Annotated in this window: 12 protein-coding genes and 1 tRNA gene; 9 read left to right on the forward strand and 4 right to left on the reverse strand. The window is 49.4% G+C overall.

Annotation, left to right across the window (positions count from 1 at the left end; all coding sequences use genetic code 11):
* Nucleotides 1–412: 412 nt before the first annotated feature.
* The 3 genes from CWS43_RS02675 (at nucleotide 413) to CWS43_RS02685 (ending at nucleotide 4,148) form a co-directional block, all read left to right on the forward strand.
* Nucleotides 413–2,065, forward strand: coding sequence for a methyl-accepting chemotaxis protein (locus CWS43_RS02675; RefSeq protein ID WP_101075305.1), 1,653 nt, complete (start codon nucleotides 413–415; stop codon nucleotides 2,063–2,065).
* 48 nt (nucleotides 2,066–2,113) lie between these two features.
* A complete protein-coding gene (locus CWS43_RS02680; protein ID WP_101075306.1) occupies nucleotides 2,114–2,434 on the forward strand; it encodes a hypothetical protein in 321 nt (106 codons plus the stop codon).
* Between the two features lie 602 nt (nucleotides 2,435–3,036).
* Nucleotides 3,037–4,148, forward strand: a protein-coding gene (locus CWS43_RS02685; protein WP_101075307.1) for an IS3 family transposase whose coding sequence is annotated in 2 segments (ribosomal slippage) — nucleotides 3,037–3,298 and nucleotides 3,298–4,148 — 1,113 coding nt in all. Because the reading frame shifts where the segments join, the coding sequence is not laid out codon by codon here.
* Between the two features lie 326 nt (nucleotides 4,149–4,474).
* On the opposite strand, the gene CWS43_RS02690 is transcribed toward CWS43_RS02685, so the two are convergent.
* Nucleotides 4,475–4,550: transfer RNA gene (locus CWS43_RS02690), tRNA-Phe, on the reverse strand.
* A 694-nt stretch (nucleotides 4,551–5,244) separates the two neighbouring features.
* Here CWS43_RS02690 and speF point away from each other — a divergent pair.
* Together speF and CWS43_RS02700 are read left to right on the forward strand one after the other, a co-directional pair.
* The gene (gene speF / locus CWS43_RS02695; RefSeq protein ID WP_101075308.1) at nucleotides 5,245–7,407 is read left to right on the forward strand and encodes an ornithine decarboxylase SpeF; all 2,163 of its coding nucleotides are present in this window, start codon (nucleotides 5,245–5,247) and stop codon (nucleotides 7,405–7,407) included.
* 212 nt (nucleotides 7,408–7,619) lie between these two features.
* Nucleotides 7,620–8,984, forward strand: coding sequence for a glycoside-pentoside-hexuronide (GPH):cation symporter (locus CWS43_RS02700; RefSeq protein WP_101075309.1), 1,365 nt, complete (start codon nucleotides 7,620–7,622; stop codon nucleotides 8,982–8,984).
* A 50-nt stretch (nucleotides 8,985–9,034) separates the two neighbouring features.
* On the opposite strand, the gene mltC is transcribed toward CWS43_RS02700, so the two are convergent.
* The 3 genes from mltC to mutY form a co-directional block, all read right to left on the reverse strand.
* A complete protein-coding gene (gene mltC / locus CWS43_RS02705) occupies nucleotides 9,035–10,114 on the reverse strand; it encodes a membrane-bound lytic murein transglycosylase MltC (RefSeq protein ID WP_101075310.1) in 1,080 nt (359 codons plus the stop codon).
* Between the two features lie 76 nt (nucleotides 10,115–10,190).
* Nucleotides 10,191–10,463: an oxidative damage protection protein gene (locus CWS43_RS02710; protein ID WP_101075311.1), complete on the reverse strand. Its 273-nt coding sequence runs from the start codon at nucleotides 10,461–10,463 to the stop codon at nucleotides 10,191–10,193.
* Between the two features lie 9 nt (nucleotides 10,464–10,472).
* Nucleotides 10,473–11,540, reverse strand: coding sequence for an A/G-specific adenine glycosylase (gene mutY, locus CWS43_RS02715; RefSeq protein ID WP_101075312.1), 1,068 nt, complete (start codon nucleotides 11,538–11,540; stop codon nucleotides 10,473–10,475).
* Nucleotides 11,541–11,763: 223 nt separating this feature from the next.
* Between mutY and trmB the strand changes: the two genes are divergently transcribed.
* The 4 genes from trmB (at nucleotide 11,764) to CWS43_RS02735 (ending at nucleotide 14,570) form a co-directional block, all read left to right on the forward strand.
* On the forward strand, nucleotides 11,764–12,483 hold the full coding sequence (gene trmB / locus CWS43_RS02720; RefSeq protein ID WP_101075313.1) for a tRNA (guanosine(46)-N7)-methyltransferase TrmB: 720 nt from the start codon (nucleotides 11,764–11,766) through the stop codon (nucleotides 12,481–12,483).
* Entirely contained in the window at nucleotides 12,483–12,809 is a 327-nt protein-coding gene (locus tag CWS43_RS02725; protein WP_101075314.1) for a YggL family protein, read from the forward strand. The genes trmB and CWS43_RS02725 overlap by 1 nt, the downstream gene beginning before the upstream one ends.
* Nucleotides 12,810–12,884: 75 nt before the next feature.
* Nucleotides 12,885–13,811: a glutaminase B gene (glsB, locus tag CWS43_RS02730; protein ID WP_101075315.1), complete on the forward strand. Its 927-nt coding sequence runs from the start codon at nucleotides 12,885–12,887 to the stop codon at nucleotides 13,809–13,811.
* A 24-nt stretch (nucleotides 13,812–13,835) separates the two neighbouring features.
* On the forward strand, nucleotides 13,836–14,570 hold the full coding sequence (locus CWS43_RS02735) for a DUF2884 domain-containing protein (protein WP_101075316.1): 735 nt from the start codon (nucleotides 13,836–13,838) through the stop codon (nucleotides 14,568–14,570).
* Nucleotides 14,571–14,821: the final 251 nt, after the last annotated feature.

Raw genomic sequence — 14,821 nt, forward strand, 5'->3', positions numbered from 1 at the left:
TGTGTATGCTGATGCTGCCATACCCGTTTTTCCTCAATACATTCATCTTCCTTATCGAGTTTGCACTGTGCCTGTAAAAAAGGCCTTTGCGAGCTTGTCTTTGAAAGCTCAGATTGCCCGTTACGTGACGCCCCGCTAACCCAATCCTGCACGGCGATGCCGGATCAGCGCGTAAAACTGACTCCGGTAATTCAGTGCGGCTATTTGCCGGGAAATATTAATTTCTGAAGAGTAAGAATGAGCAGGTTTTCTTGAGTAGTTGAGATTACTTGAAACTAAAGTTATATGGATTTTAACGTAAATTATTGAATTAGATCAGTTTAATTAACGTTTGTCCAAAGTTTGCCGATATTCTCATTTCACCATCTGCCTCATTTTTTATATGAGTACTTCTTACAATTCAGGAGAAAAAATGAACATAACCCAGCGTCTTTTGCTGACGTTCACACTGTTATCTGCGGCACTCATTGCTTTGGGCATTGCTGCCATCTTGCTCATTTCGGGTTTTCAATCCCGCTTTGAGGAGGTACAGGTCAACGCGATCCCTTCCATAAAACATCTCAGCCAGCTCATCGATCAAAGCAACAAACTTTCACTCACGCTTTACAAACACCAAAGCCAGACTGACAACAGCAAAATGCCGCCGGTTGAAGCACTCATCCAGCAAAACATCGAGGGAATAAAATCCCAGACGCAGTATTACCTGGAGCACGATATTTCGAGTAATGAAGACGAGAGGCTGACCCATGTGGCTTCTGATTACATTCGCAAAGTTGAGGACAATCTCCCGGCGTTTCTGGCCGCTTCCCGCGCGCATGAGGACGATGTGACGCTGGGCCTGATAGAAGGAGATAAGGGCATTGGCGAGGCAATCCGCAAGATGGTTGAGAATTATCAAAAGCAGCTGACCCTTAACATTAATATCGGAGAAGGCCTGCGGATGACCAACCGTTCTATTTTCCACGAAACAATGTGGGGTGTTGGGGCTGGCGTGACCGTCGCCATCTTGTTGCTGGGCATTCTGGGGCTGACCACTATCTTACGGGTGCGTAAAAGCCTTCTGGCTATTGGCGATATCATGAAGAGTGCCAGTGATAATCTTGATCTCACCGTCAGTGCTGATGCCAGCCGACATGATGAAGTGGGAAATATGGCTCACGCATTCAACTCTCTCATGCAGCGCGTTTCCGCTGCGCTGTTGTCAGTGGGGGGCGCTTCTCAGTCGGTCAGCAGTGCTTCCGCGCAAATTGCTGCCGGAAATGAGGATCTTTCCTCGCGAACCGAACAGCAGGCGGCTTCTCTGGAAGAAACGGCAGCCAGCATGACACAGCTCAGCGAAACCGTACGTCAGACTGCTGATAACACGCGTCAGGCCAGCCAGTTAGCCGGTAACATGAACACCTTGTCGGAAAAAAGTGCGTCATCATTGCAAAAAATGCTGACGACGATGGGTGATATCCGCAGCAGCTCCCGCAAGGTGACTGAAATTATCACGCTGATTGAGGGCATTGCTTTCCAGACCAATATTCTGGCGTTAAACGCTGCTGTTGAAGCGGCCCGTGCGGGTGAACATGGTAAAGGTTTTGCCGTCGTCGCCGGCGAGGTCAGAAATCTTTCGCAACGTTCCACCAGCGCGGCACGGGAAATCAAAGAACTGCTTGATGTTTCCTACACCCTTATAGAAGCAGGTGCCGTTCAGGCAGGGGATGTCGGGGATAATATGACGGGTATGGGAAATGCCATCAGACAGGTCACTGATTTGGTGAACGAGATCGCCGCAGCCGCTATGGAGCAAAGCCAGGGGATCTCACAGGTCCATCAGGCCGTAAACCAGATGGATGACGTCACTCAGCAAAACGCCTCCCTGGTTGAAGAAGCGTCTGCAGCCTCCCGTTCATTACAGGAGCAGGCGGACAGTCTTGCAAGGCTTGTCGCAGAATTCAGGGTCAGGGAAGCAGGTCAGGGCTCGCATGCCTCTGCCCGTCAGGCTCAGCCTTCACTTGCGGGACTTGGGCAAAAAACGCGACAACCCGTAACGGATACTCCTGACTGGCAAAGCTTCTGACAGAATTTACTGGCAGAAGTAAAACAGTCTGAAACAGGGAGAATCTCGATGGAAATGGCTCAGCAACCGTCAGAACATCTTGTCAAACATGAAGTCCTGATTGAGACATTTGAACAAATGGTGGCTTTAATGAACCAGCTCGCCACCGGTGAATATCATTCGATGGAGCTGTATCTCAATAATTGCAGGCATTTTAGTCAAAGCAGCCAGGAGGCCCAAAAAATACTGGCGGATCCGTCTTTCAGAGAATATCTCATGAGGAATGACGTTGTTCTTTTTTACAGTATCAATAGTGTCAATATGGCATTCGGAATGATGAAAAATCTTCTCGATAATATAAACCGGCTGGTTTCTTTCGAAGGGGATTAGAAATACCTGCCCTGTCTGATGATTTACAGGCTCACCTCTGGCCCGGTGAGCCTGTAAGGATGATGTCCTGAGCCACTATTTTGGAAGTCCCATTCCAGGATGTGGCCGGAAACGTACCATCGTCTTTCGGGTTGAAGGTACTGCCGGGCGGGGGACGTTCCGGTGTCAGCTGTTCGGTAAGCTGACAGAAACGATTGTAGTGGCCAATGAAAATTGGCCACTACAGATCTACCTTTTAGAGTTGGCTTGAGTCGTATGAAAAAGTATTTGTTGTATCGTTTAATAAATATATCTCGGTTGGACCAGGTAAGAGTTTGTTATAAATTGTTTTAAAGTAATGCCAATAATGTATTGTTATTACTATAAATAACTGTTGACTTAATTTCACCCCAGTAAAAATGGAGTTAATAGGAGGATTTGAAGTGCAAAGAGATAATTGTTCATTTTTGTCATTTTACGGAAATTAAATCTTAATCAAATCGTAATAATTACAAACTAATTTCATTTAACTATTACTGCAAGTGTAAGTATCCCGATAAAACGGCCCATTCACTTTTAGAGATCTTCCGACATACTGATTATGTCCACCTGAGGAGATCGCTATGCGTAAAATCCGATTCACCGAGCACCAGATCATTGCCGTCCTGAAATCAGTCGAAGCGGGCAGGACCGTCAAAGATGTGTGTCGCGAGGCCGCTATTTCCGAAGCCAGCTACTACAACTGGAAGGCGAAATATGGCGGGATGGAAGCCGCTGATATCAAAAAGATCAAAGATCTTGAGGACGAGAATCGTCGCCTCAAACAGATGTTTGCCGATATCAGTCTGGAATGCCGGGCGCTGAAAGACGTTATTGAAAAAAAGCTTTAAAACCAGCGATAAAGCGTGAGCTTGTCAGCTATCTGACAGCACAATTTGCCATGAGCTTACGCCAGGCGTGCAGGACGTTATCGCTGAGCAGGACGGTGTTTCGTTATCAACCGGATATGCGACGTGATGAAGCGGTGATCCAGAGGCTGACTGAGGCGGCTGAACGCTACCCCCGCTACGGATTTAAGAAGCTTTTTCATGTGCTTCGCAGGCAGGGCCACGTCTGGAACCACAAGCGTGTACACCGGATTTACTGTCTGCTAAAACTGAATTTTCGTCGCAAGGGTAAACAACGCCTTCCGGTGCGCAATCCAGCCCCGCTGGCAACGCCGGAAGCGCTCAACCAAAGCTGGTCGATTGATTTTATGCACGATGCGCTGACATGTGGCCGACGTTTTCGGACTTTCAACGTCGTTGATGATTTTAACCGTGAAGCGCTGGCTATTGAAATTGACCTGAATATCCCGGCGCAGCGCGTCGTCCGGGTGCTGGACAGGATAGTGGCAAACCGTGGATATCCGATGAAGATGCATATGGATAACGGGCCAGAACTGGTTTCACTGGCACTGGCGCGATGGGCCGAAGAACATGGTGTGTTGCTGGAATTTATCAAGCCGGGAAAACCGACGCAGAATGCGTTTATCGAGCGTTTTAACCGGACATACCGGACGGAGATACTGGATTTTTATCTGTTCAGAACCCTGAATGAGGCGCGGGAAATTACGGAGCGCTGGCTGACTGAATATAACGGCGAGCGGCCTCATGAATCCCTGAACAACCTGACGCCGGAAGAGTACCGGCTGATGGCTGAAACCCCGGAAATCTCAAAAAGTGCGTGGGACTAAAACGGGTGCGCTTGCAACTATACCCACAGTTGTACCCTCGCAAGGTACTTGATGTGGGTTGAAGTTGATTGAGTTGGGTGGAATTAACATATTGTAGACGTGCTGATTTCGGCGGGCTCAGAACGCAAAAACGGACCTCCGTGGAGGTCCGTTGATATGAATTTGGTGCCCGGACTCGGACAATGCTGCGAAGCGGCTTTGTACAGCGCTTGCGCTGGCCCCGAAGAGGTGAGTCTCAGTATGAGACGAATAATCGAACGGAGTTCGATGGAGAGTCCGTACCTCAGAAAGCAAAAAACCAGCCGTTAAGCTGGTTTCTTTAAATTTGGTGCCCGGACTCGGAATCGAACCAAGGACACAGGGATTTTCAATCCCTTGCTCTACCGACTGAGCTATCCGGGCAACGGGGCGCATTAAACCGTATTGGGCATGTGTCGTCAACGGCTTTTTGTGACAACAGTGGGGTTCATCATCTGAATGATGCTTTTTACGTCGATTTGTCGATTTAACTGACAGAACCCGTCAGTTGACCTGAAACCGTGTGTACAGAGATGAATTTTTTGCGGCGGATATTGACGCATTCTGTAAGAAATTCGCGCAACGTTCAGGGTTGAACAGGGGGGGAAAAGATGCCATTATTGCGCCGATTTATTAAACAACTCTGATCCCGTTTTCACGCGACAGCTCAAGAGGGTTGCGGCATGGCTGGTTTATCACATCGCACTGTTTGTCAGTGCAAAAATACTCTGATGTTGATCTCCGGGTGCTGTAAACACCACGATTTCAGTTTTCCTCCTTTTGCAGATCCTTTCATGCGGTAAGGCTACCGTTTGCTCGCTGTTAGACATTATTAAAAACAGAGAATTAACACAGAGCAGTCCTCTGATTTTACTGTTGTCTATCAGACGTGGCCGGGCCTGAAACTCGATTTGTTACCGCTTTGCCCTCACGGCATTGTTCCGTCACACTCGATATCTTGCTCTTGCCAACGTCATTTGCCGGGCTGGACTCTGCGCACTCTGTTTTTAAGACGTATGAACCAGCCTATTGCCGTGCCCTCTGGCACACCCTCTTACTTAACCGTTTGAGAGTCTCAATGAAACACTTAAAACTTGCAGCCAGCGCTTCCGTCGCCCCTTATCTCCAGACCGCGCGTCTGGTCGTTGACTTGCGTCGTGCGGATTACGCCGATGTGGCAGCCATCATTATTTCTGTTGGTGATCTGAATCATGGCCGGTTGGCGGAGATAGAAACTCTGGGGTTTGGGATCCCCGCGTTTGTTGCCGTGCAGGGAACTGAGCAGGTTTCGCCGGAGTTTTTACCGGTGCTCAAAGGCGTGATCACCCTATCTGACGCTAATCAGGCATTTTATGCCGCGCAGATTGAATCGGCTGCGCAGGCTTATGAAGAAGCGCTGTTTCCACCGTTTTTCGATACGTTGAAAAAGTACGTCGAAATGGAAAACGCCACCTTCGCATGTCCCGGGCATCAGGGTGGGGAGTTTTTCCGTCGCCATCCGGCAGGGCGCCAGTTTTATGATTTCTACGGCCCGAATATTTTCCGTTCTGACATGTGCAATGCAGACGTCAAGCTGGGCGATTTACTGATCCACGAAGGTTCGGCTAAAGATGCTCAAAAGTATGCGGCCAAAGTGTTCAATGCAGATAAAACCTATTTCGTGCTGAACGGCACGTCTGCTGCCAATAAAGTTGTGACGAATGCATTGCTGACCCGTGATGATCTGGTGCTGTTTGACCGCAACAACCACAAATCCAATCATCATGGTGCGCTGTTACAAGCGGGGGCAACGCCGGTATATCTCGAAACGGCGCGTAACCCGTTTGGCTTTATTGGCGGTATTGATGCGGCCTGTTTTGATGAAACCTATCTGCGTAAGCAAATTAAAGATGTCGCGCCACACCGGGCGGGTGAGAAACGTCCGTTCCGCCTGGCGATTATCCAGCTCGGCACGTATGACGGTACCGTATATAACGCGCGCCAGGTGGTCGATAAAATTGGTCATTTGTGTGATTACATCTTGTTTGATTCCGCATGGGTAGGCTACGAGCAATTCATCCCAATGATGAAAGAGTGCTCACCGCTGTTGCTGGAACTTAACGAGAATGATCCCGGTATTATCGTCACACAGTCAGTTCACAAACAGCAGGCAGGTTTTTCACAAACCTCGCAGATCCATAAAAAAGACAATCACATCAAAGGCCAGAAGCGCCATTGCAGCCATAAAAAGCTCAACAATGCCTTTATGATGCACGCTTCTACCAGTCCGTTTTATCCGCTGTTTGCCGCACTGGACGTTAATGCGCGTATCCACGCCGGTGGCAGTGGAAAACATATGTGGATGGAATGCGTGAAGCTTGGCATAGAAACCCGCAAAATGCTGCTCGACCAATGCTCCATGATTTTGCCGTTCGTTCCGCCGGTTGTGGGCGGCAGGCGCTGGCAGGATCATGAAACCAATGAGATGGCTAACGACGTCAGTTTCTTCGATTTTGTGCCGGGTGAAAGCTGGCATGCCTTCTCCGGTTATGCTGAGAAGCAGTATTTTGTCGACCCGTGCAAATTGCTGCTGACTACGCCGGGGATCGATGCTTCCAGTGGCAAATATACGGAGTTCGGCATACCGGCGACCATTTTGGCGAACTATTTACGCGAAAACGGTATCGTGCCGGAGAAATGCGATCTGAACTCGATTCTGTTTTTGCTGACGCCAGCCGAAACGCCGGCCAAAATGCAGTTGCTGGTGGAGGAGTTGGTGCGCTTTGAGCAGTACATCGAAGAAGATGCCCCGCTCAGTGAAGTGCTGCCAACGGTTTATCGTAAAAACGAAGACCGGTACCGCAATTACACGATCCGCCAGCTTTGTCAGGAAATGCATAATCTGTACGTCAGCTTCGATGTGAAGGAGCTGCAAAAAGAGATGTTCCGCGAGAAAAGCTTCCCAAAAGTGGTGATGAACGCACAGGACGCGCACAACGAGTTTATCCGCGACAACATCGAGCTTGTGGCCATTGGTGATGCTGAAGGCCGTATCGCAGCAGAAGGAGCATTACCTTATCCGCCGGGCGTACTGTGCGTGGTGCCTGGCGAGCTGTGGGGTGGGGCTGTGCAGCGCTATTTTATGGCGCTGGAAGAGGGCATCAATCTGCTGCCGGGCTTCTCCCCTGAACTTCAGGGGGTCTATATCGAGAAAAAACCGGTCGGCTGGAAGCGGGTTATGGGATACGTACTCGCTGAATAAAAATAAGGAGTGCCCGTCTTGTGACGGGCATTTTTCTCAGGCAGTGAAATATTGTGATATAGCTCGAATATATGTGAAACGAGCCGCTGCATTAGAGATACCTGCGTCACAGTTGATTAAAAGCATAAAACATAAGTGAGAAATCAGAATACTCAGAGTGGTTTTGAAGAATTATAACTAATGCAGGACTCTCTTTTAATAAAGGTGACTGCATGTCAGCATTAACTGAAAAGATCACTGTCAGAGAAAAACTGGGGTTTGGATTAGGTGATGCAGCCAGTCACATTGTTTTTGATTCCTCTGTTGCTATTCTGGCTTACTTCTATACAAATATTTATGGTCTGCCTCCCGCAGTAATGGGAACGCTTTTCTTACTGGTCAGAATTCTGGATGCTATTACTGACCCTATTATGGGGGCTATTGCCGACCAGACTAAAAGCCGTTGGGGGAGATTCCGTCCCTGGTTACTGATCATTTGTATCCCCTTTGCCGTAAGTTGTGTACTGGTTTATTCAACGCCTGACTTTGAACAAACCGGTAAAATCGTTTATGCGGTGTTTGCTTATATTTTTATGACAATAATGTACACCGCAATCAATATTCCATATTGCTCGTTAGGTGCTGCGATTACGGCGGATCCGCAAGACAATCTTTCCCTGCAATCCTGGCGTTTTGCCATTGCGCCTATTGGTGGCGCCATGGGCACGGCGCTGATCTTACCGTTAGCCGATTTTATCTCACCGGCAGACCGGGCGAGCGGCATGCAGTGGGCGATGGGCATCTTCGGTGCCATTGGCTGCCTGATGTTTTTCGTTTGTTTCCTGACAACGCGTGAACGTATTACTCCCGTGAAAGAAGAAAATATGAATATTCTGCGGGATGTTCGTGTTCTTTTACAAAATGACCAGTGGCGAATTCTTTCCGTTTATAATCTTGCCATGTTGTGCGGTGTTGTCGTTCGCGGCAGTTTATTAGTTTACTTTGTGCAATATGTTCTTCATCAGGGCAGCGGGATTATTTCAATATTCATGATTGCGACAACGATCGCTGCTGTTGTGGGAAGTTTATTTGCCAAAAAATTGGGAACATGGATGTGCAAAATACGTGCATCTGTGTGGGTTAATATATTAAGTGCACTGGCAGGATTACTTTTCTTTATTTTACCAACAGACTATTGGATCCCGGCATTTATCGTGCATATCGTTCTCAATTTATTGCAGGGGATCAATGCCCCGTTGCAATGGTCAATGATTACCGATGCAAACAATTATGGAGAATGGAAAACACAGCGCCGTATTACGGGGATGAACATCGCCGCTAATATCTTTGTGATCAAGCTGGGTGTGGCGATTGGCGGTGCACTGACGGGATGGGGATTGGCATGGTTTGGTTATCAGGCCGGTGTGGAGCAACAAACACCTGAAGCGGTGCGGGGCGTACTGATTTTATTTACTGTTTTACCGGCAATTTTTTATCTGATTACTGCATTCTCTATCCGTTATTATCATCTGACAGAGGACCGGATGAACAATATTATCGATGACCTTGGAAACGGAAAATTCCAGGCTCAGAACTAAGTGATCGTCTGCCGCTCCCCGTTTCACGAGGAGCGGCAGTACTCTGAACGTTAGTCTACGCGACGGTAGCTGCGCTGAGTATTGTTCACTTTGTACAGATAGCGGCGTGATTCGGCGGACGGATGTCGGGTCGTTAATGTATCGTACACGTCACCCGGTGCCATATTGTTGATGATATTAAACGCCTGCGTTTTATTGCTGGAGAAGACCCGTAATACGCTGCCAGCACCGCCATTGTACGCGGTAATTACCGCATAACGGCGTGACGTCGGGTTACTGATGTTCCCCAGATAAGTCGTTTGCAGCATGGCCAGATATGCCGTACCGGTATTAATATTATTTTGTGGATCAAACAGATAGCTTCGGCTCGGTTTACCCCATTTCCCTTCGGCTTTAAAGACATCAGCCCCGGCAGAGTGTTGCACAACCTGCATTAATCCCAGTGCATCGGCGTTACTCACTGCATACGGGTTGAATGCGGATTCGGTCTGCATAATCGCAAGTATTAATGACTGGTCGACACCATATTTAGCTGATGCTTCACGGATCATCGGCAGATATTTGTGCGCACGCTGATTCAGGTGGTTTGGCACCATCTGGATTGTCACGGAGTAAATCACATGCATGCCAGACTGACGGCGCATCAGCTTATTCTGGATCAGGTAATCGGCAAAGCTGGACGCACGGCCTTCCCAGCGGATTGGCTGACCAGTATTGTCGAGGACCTGTCCGTAAAGCATGGGTTCACGGCTGATCTGAATGTCATTGGCGTCAGAATAAAGGTCTACGTTACCCGGATCATCGCCGACCAGTAAGGTGCTGACGATCGCCTGACGCAGGCTGGTGGCCGGATCTGTGCCAGAAATGGTTTCGATAGTAATGGTACCCGCATCAAAGTTGATGTGGCTGCGGGTATAGTACTGATCGCTATATTTCACGTAGTCCTTCGGACCGGCGATCAGTACCTCGTTCATACCCCAGATATTCTCGATGTTATGGGCAAACTGACCCATCAGAATATCGAATCCGTTGGTGTCTTTTACGTAAGCTTCGTTGAACTGGTCTTTCTTACTGCCGGAACAGGAAATCAGCATCGGTGCGATAACCAGCAAAGCTAAAATTTTCTTCATCTTAAAAGCCATTTCTGATGAAAAAAGCAGGCGCCCGGAGCACCTGCCTTAATAATTAATCATTGATTTTTAATGATTATTTTGATGGCGGGGTATAGCCTTCAATATGAACATCCTGACCTTCAAACAGGAAGTTCACCATTTCCTGTTCAAGCAGTTTACGGTCATCGGGGTTCATCATGCTGAGTTTCTTTTCGTTGATCAGCATGGTCTGTTTCGTCATCCACTGTGACCAGGCTTCTTTAGAGATTTCGTTGAAAATACGTTTACCAATCTCGCCAGGGTATAGCTGAAAGTCTTGCCCTTCGGCATCGCGCTTGAGAAAAGTGCAAAAAATCGTTCTGCTCATGCTAATTCCTTATCGATCGTTCTTTTGGGTCGGTTCTTTTGCCAGTTGTGTCAGTAAACGCTCAACCGGCGCGGCCAGCCCGACGGATTGCGGTTGCGCTAAGTTATACCAGAGACCCGCACCTTCATCCATGCAACCCGCAGCAGAACGCAGATTTAACCACATCGGGACAATATCCAGATGGAAATGGCTGAAAGTGTGACGAAAAGCGGTCTGCTGCTGCAACTGGTTTTGCGTAACACCGTATTTTTTTAGCCCGACCGACAGCTCGTCTTCGGTTGCGAATTGCGGAAAGCAAAACAGCCCGCCCCACAGGCCGACTGGCGGTCGTTGCTCCAGCCAGACTTTGTCTTCCTGCTGGATCATCAGCATAAAAGCCGTTTTTTCCGGCAGAGTAACTTTCGGTTTTTTGCCGGGATATTTTGCCCAGCTGTGGTGTGCATAGGCTTCACAACCCGATTTCACCGGGCACAGTTCGCATTTCGGCTTGCTGCGGGTGCAGACCATCGCCCCTAAATCCATCATCGCCTGATTAAACTGCGCAACGCCTTCTGCGGGCGTGACGTCTTCGCTAATTGCCCACAAACGGTTTTCGGTTTTCTTTTCGCCCGGCCAGCCGTCAACGGCGTAACAACGGGCCAGCACGCGCTTCACATTACCGTCTAAAATGGGATAGTGCTGGTTTAACGCCAGTGACAGCACTGCGCCTGCGGTCGAACGACCAATGCCCGGCAGCGCGAGAATTTCATCAAAAGTCGTCGGGAACGCGCCATTGTGCTGAGTGGCAATAGTTTGCGCCGCTTTATGTAAGTTACGCGCACGGGCGTAATAACCCAGGCCTGTCCACAGGTGCAGTACCTCATCGAGCGGTGCGGCAGCGAGATCGGACACTGTCGGAAACCGTTCCATAAACCGTTCGAAATAAGGAATAACGGTAGCGACCTGGGTTTGCTGCAACATCACTTCGGAAAGCCAGACTTTATACGGTGTTTTTGCGATTTGCCATGGCAGCGTTTTGCGGCCATAGCGCTGATACCAGTCGAGCACCAGCGGCGAGAAACTCTTGGCTTCCATCATGGGTGAATAACAGTCCGGCAGGGTTAAAAGACGGGGCTGATCACATCACAGTTCCCGTCTGGCTGTAAACCGGAACTTTCCGCACTGTAATGACGGATTTCCTGCCCGCAAGCCTTGCTAATCGGGAGTAAGTTTGGATAATGCGCCTTTCCTTATATTTAGTGACCAAAGCACAGGCATCCGCGCGCGGGTACCGCGTCTTGCCAATCGGAGTGGAAACACCATGAAAAACGACGTCATTTCACCGGAGTTCGATGAGAGCGGTCGCGCGATGCGCCGTATCCGCAGTTTTGTCCGCCGTCAGGGCCGTCTGACTAAAGGTCAGCAATATGCGCTGGACAACTTCTGGCCGGTGATGGGCGTGGAGTTTCAGACTGAAACATTGGCAATTGACACCTTATTTGGCCGCTCAGCCCCTGTCGTGTTGGAAATCGGTTTCGGAATGGGCACTTCGCTGGTCACGATGGCGAAACAGAATCCTGACCAGAACTTTATTGGTATTGAAGTTCACTCCCCGGGCGTGGGCGCTTGTCTGGCTACGGCGCACGAAGAGGGGGTCAGCAACCTGCGTGTAATGTGCCATGATGCCGTCGAAGTGCTGGAAAAAATGATTCCGGATGGTTCACTTGATATGGTGCAGCTATTCTTTCCTGACCCGTGGCATAAAGCGCGTCATAATAAGCGCCGTATCGTGCAGCCTGAGTTCGTCGAGAAGCTACGTAAGAAATTGAAAGTGGGCGGCGTATTCCACATGGCAACCGACTGGGAGCCCTATGCCGAACATATGCTTGAAGTAATGACCAGTTTAGAAAGCTGGGTGAACTTGTCGCAGGAAAATAACTATGTTCCGCGCCCTGAATCACGCCCGGTAACCAAGTTCGAAATGCGTGGCCAGCGTTTAGGCCACGGCGTGTGGGATCTGATGTTTGAGAGGAAGCAATAATGGCTAAGAATCGCAGTCGTCGTTTACGTAAGAAGTTACACATTGCCGAGTTCCAGGAACTGGGCTTCTCTGTAAAATGGCGTTTCCCGGAAGGCACCACGGTTGAAACCATTGATGAATCACTGGATAAATTCATCGACGGTGTGATCGAGCCAAACAAACTGGCGTTTGACGGCAGTGGTTATCTGCAATGGGAAGGCCTGATTTGCCTGCAAGACATCGGTCACTGCACTGATGAGCATCGCGCTCAGGTCAAAAAATGGTTGGAAGACCATAAAATGGAAGACGTTGAAGTCAGCGATTTATTTGATATCTGGTGGGACTAACTCCCGCAGATTCATAAAGATTTCTGAAATTAAAGGTGCCTTTCTGGCACCTTTGTTACATCTGGAGGAAGGACGTTGGGCACCGAACTTGATAACAGTTTGCTGGAAGATATTCTTGCACAGGTCAGGCCGCTGATTGGCCGGGGTAAAGTGGCTGATTACATCCCTGCGCTGGCGGAAGTCAGCCCCGATCATTTAGGGATCGCCGTGTGTACCACGAAAGGCGAAATCTTTCGTGCCGGTGATGCTAATACCCGGTTCTCCATCCAGTCGATCTCTAAAGTGCTCAGCCTGACGCTGGCGCTGACCCGCTATCAGGAAGGTGAAATCTGGCAGCGGGTCGGCAAAGAGCCTTCTGGCCAGCCGTTTAATTCATTGGTACAGCTGGAGCTGGAGCAGGGGAAACCGCGCAATCCGTTTATCAACCCCGGTGCGCTGGTGGTCTGTGACATGCTGCAAACTCGCCTGACCGCGCCGAAGCAGAGAATGCTGGAAGTCGTGCGTCAGCTGGCCGGATCGGCAGATCTCAACTACGATCGGCACGTCGCACGTTCAGAGTTCGAACATTCCGATCGAAATGCAGCAATTGCTTATCTGATGAAGTCTTTTGGCAATTTTGATAACGACGTCATCACGGTTCTGCATACTTATTTCCACTACTGTGCATTGCGCATGAGCTGTGAAGAACTGGCGAGGACGTTTGTTTATCTTGCCAACAAGGGGCACCCCCTCGGTAATGAACAACCGTTGATCGATGCCCGCCAGGCAAGGCAAATTAACGCGCTGATGGTGACCAGCGGGATGTACGACGGTGCTGGTGAATTCGCTTATCGCGTGGGTATGCCGGGCAAATCGGGCGTTGGGGGTGGCATCATTGCGATCATACCCGGCGAGATGTGTATTTCGGTCTGGTCGCCGGAACTTGATGCAGCGGGGAACTCTTTGGCTGGTATTGCTGCCTTAGAATTACTGGCGCAACGTATTGGCCGTTCAATTTTTTGAGTTTGTTGTCTTAAGGGAGAGTACATGTTAGTAAAAAGTGGAGTGGTAAAAACCGGTTTGGCTGCGTTGCTGGCGCTGAGCGCGTGGAGCGCACAGGCCGACTATCAGTGTGCCGTACAACCTAAAGATGATGTCGTCATCAAACCGCAGACCGTGCAGGTTGTAGGTAACAGCGGCGATTTGCTGATCACGCCAAACGGCAACGTGACTCTCAATGGTAAAGATATCACTCTGAGCGCTAAACAGCGCCAGGAAGCAATTGATTACCAGGCTGCGCTGCGGCGTGACCTGCCGTGGATCGACCAGGGGGCTACAGCGCATCTGGAAAAAGGCCGCGTCGCCGTGGACCGTGTGATCGTGAACAAACTGGGCAGCGACAGCAACGTACGTAACCGTCTGGTGACGCTCGACAAACAGCTTAAAGAGCAAATGAATCTGATTATCGAGCATCGCACTGATGGCCTGACGTTCCACCATAAAGCCGTTGAACAGGTGAAACAGAACGGCCAGAAACTGGTGGAACAAACCATGGGCGGCGTGATGCAAGACAGTATCAATGAGATGGGCCTGAAACAAGCCACCAGCGGCGGCAACCCGCTACAGGCGATGATGGGCAATCTCGGCGGTCTGCAACAGGCCGTGCAGGAAGAGTGGAACAAACAGGAAAAAGAATTCAAAGCTTTCGGCGATGACGTCTGCAAGCGCGTGACGAATCTGGATACTCAACACAAAGCCTTGCTGGCGGATTTGAAGCAGTAATTCCTCACCTCAAAGTCCAGAAACAAAAAAACCGCAATTAAGCGGTTTTTTTGTTGGGAAAGGCAGTTAGCGCTACATCTCCCAGGATTCTACTTTCGTGAATATCGCGAAAGCCAGCACTCCAACAGCGGCGATATTATACTCAATTTAGCCTCGCTGCAATCTGAAACATAGGTTGATTCTTCAGGATTAGTATAAATTTTTCATGCGGTACAATTAAGTTACGCAATGATATTGCGGGTGATAATATC

It is taken from the genome of Rahnella sp. AA (assembly GCF_002834385.1).
In the GTDB taxonomy this organism is placed as follows: Bacteria; Pseudomonadota; Gammaproteobacteria; order Enterobacterales; family Enterobacteriaceae; genus Rahnella.

What these genes read in the sequence shown, in the direction of transcription:
- CWS43_RS02725 (WP_101075314.1), top strand. Translation starts at nt 12,483, where the DNA reads ATGGCTAAGAATCGCAGTCGTCGTTTACGTAAGAAGTTACACATTGCC.
- CWS43_RS02675 (WP_101075305.1), top strand. Translation starts at nt 413, where the DNA reads ATGAACATAACCCAGCGTCTTTTGCTGACGTTCACACTGTTATCTGCG.
- CWS43_RS02710 (WP_101075311.1), bottom strand. Translation starts at nt 10,463, where the DNA reads ATGAGCAGAACGATTTTTTGCACTTTTCTCAAGCGCGATGCCGAAGGG.
- speF (WP_101075308.1), top strand. Translation starts at nt 5,245, where the DNA reads ATGAAACACTTAAAACTTGCAGCCAGCGCTTCCGTCGCCCCTTATCTC.
- CWS43_RS02680 (WP_101075306.1), top strand. Translation starts at nt 2,114, where the DNA reads ATGGAAATGGCTCAGCAACCGTCAGAACATCTTGTCAAACATGAAGTC.
- CWS43_RS02700 (WP_101075309.1), top strand. Translation starts at nt 7,620, where the DNA reads ATGTCAGCATTAACTGAAAAGATCACTGTCAGAGAAAAACTGGGGTTT.
- CWS43_RS02735 (WP_101075316.1), top strand. Translation starts at nt 13,836, where the DNA reads ATGTTAGTAAAAAGTGGAGTGGTAAAAACCGGTTTGGCTGCGTTGCTG.
- mltC (WP_101075310.1), bottom strand. Translation starts at nt 10,114, where the DNA reads ATGAAGAAAATTTTAGCTTTGCTGGTTATCGCACCGATGCTGATTTCC.
- trmB (WP_101075313.1), top strand. Translation starts at nt 11,764, where the DNA reads ATGAAAAACGACGTCATTTCACCGGAGTTCGATGAGAGCGGTCGCGCG.
- mutY (WP_101075312.1), bottom strand. Translation starts at nt 11,540, where the DNA reads ATGATGGAAGCCAAGAGTTTCTCGCCGCTGGTGCTCGACTGGTATCAG.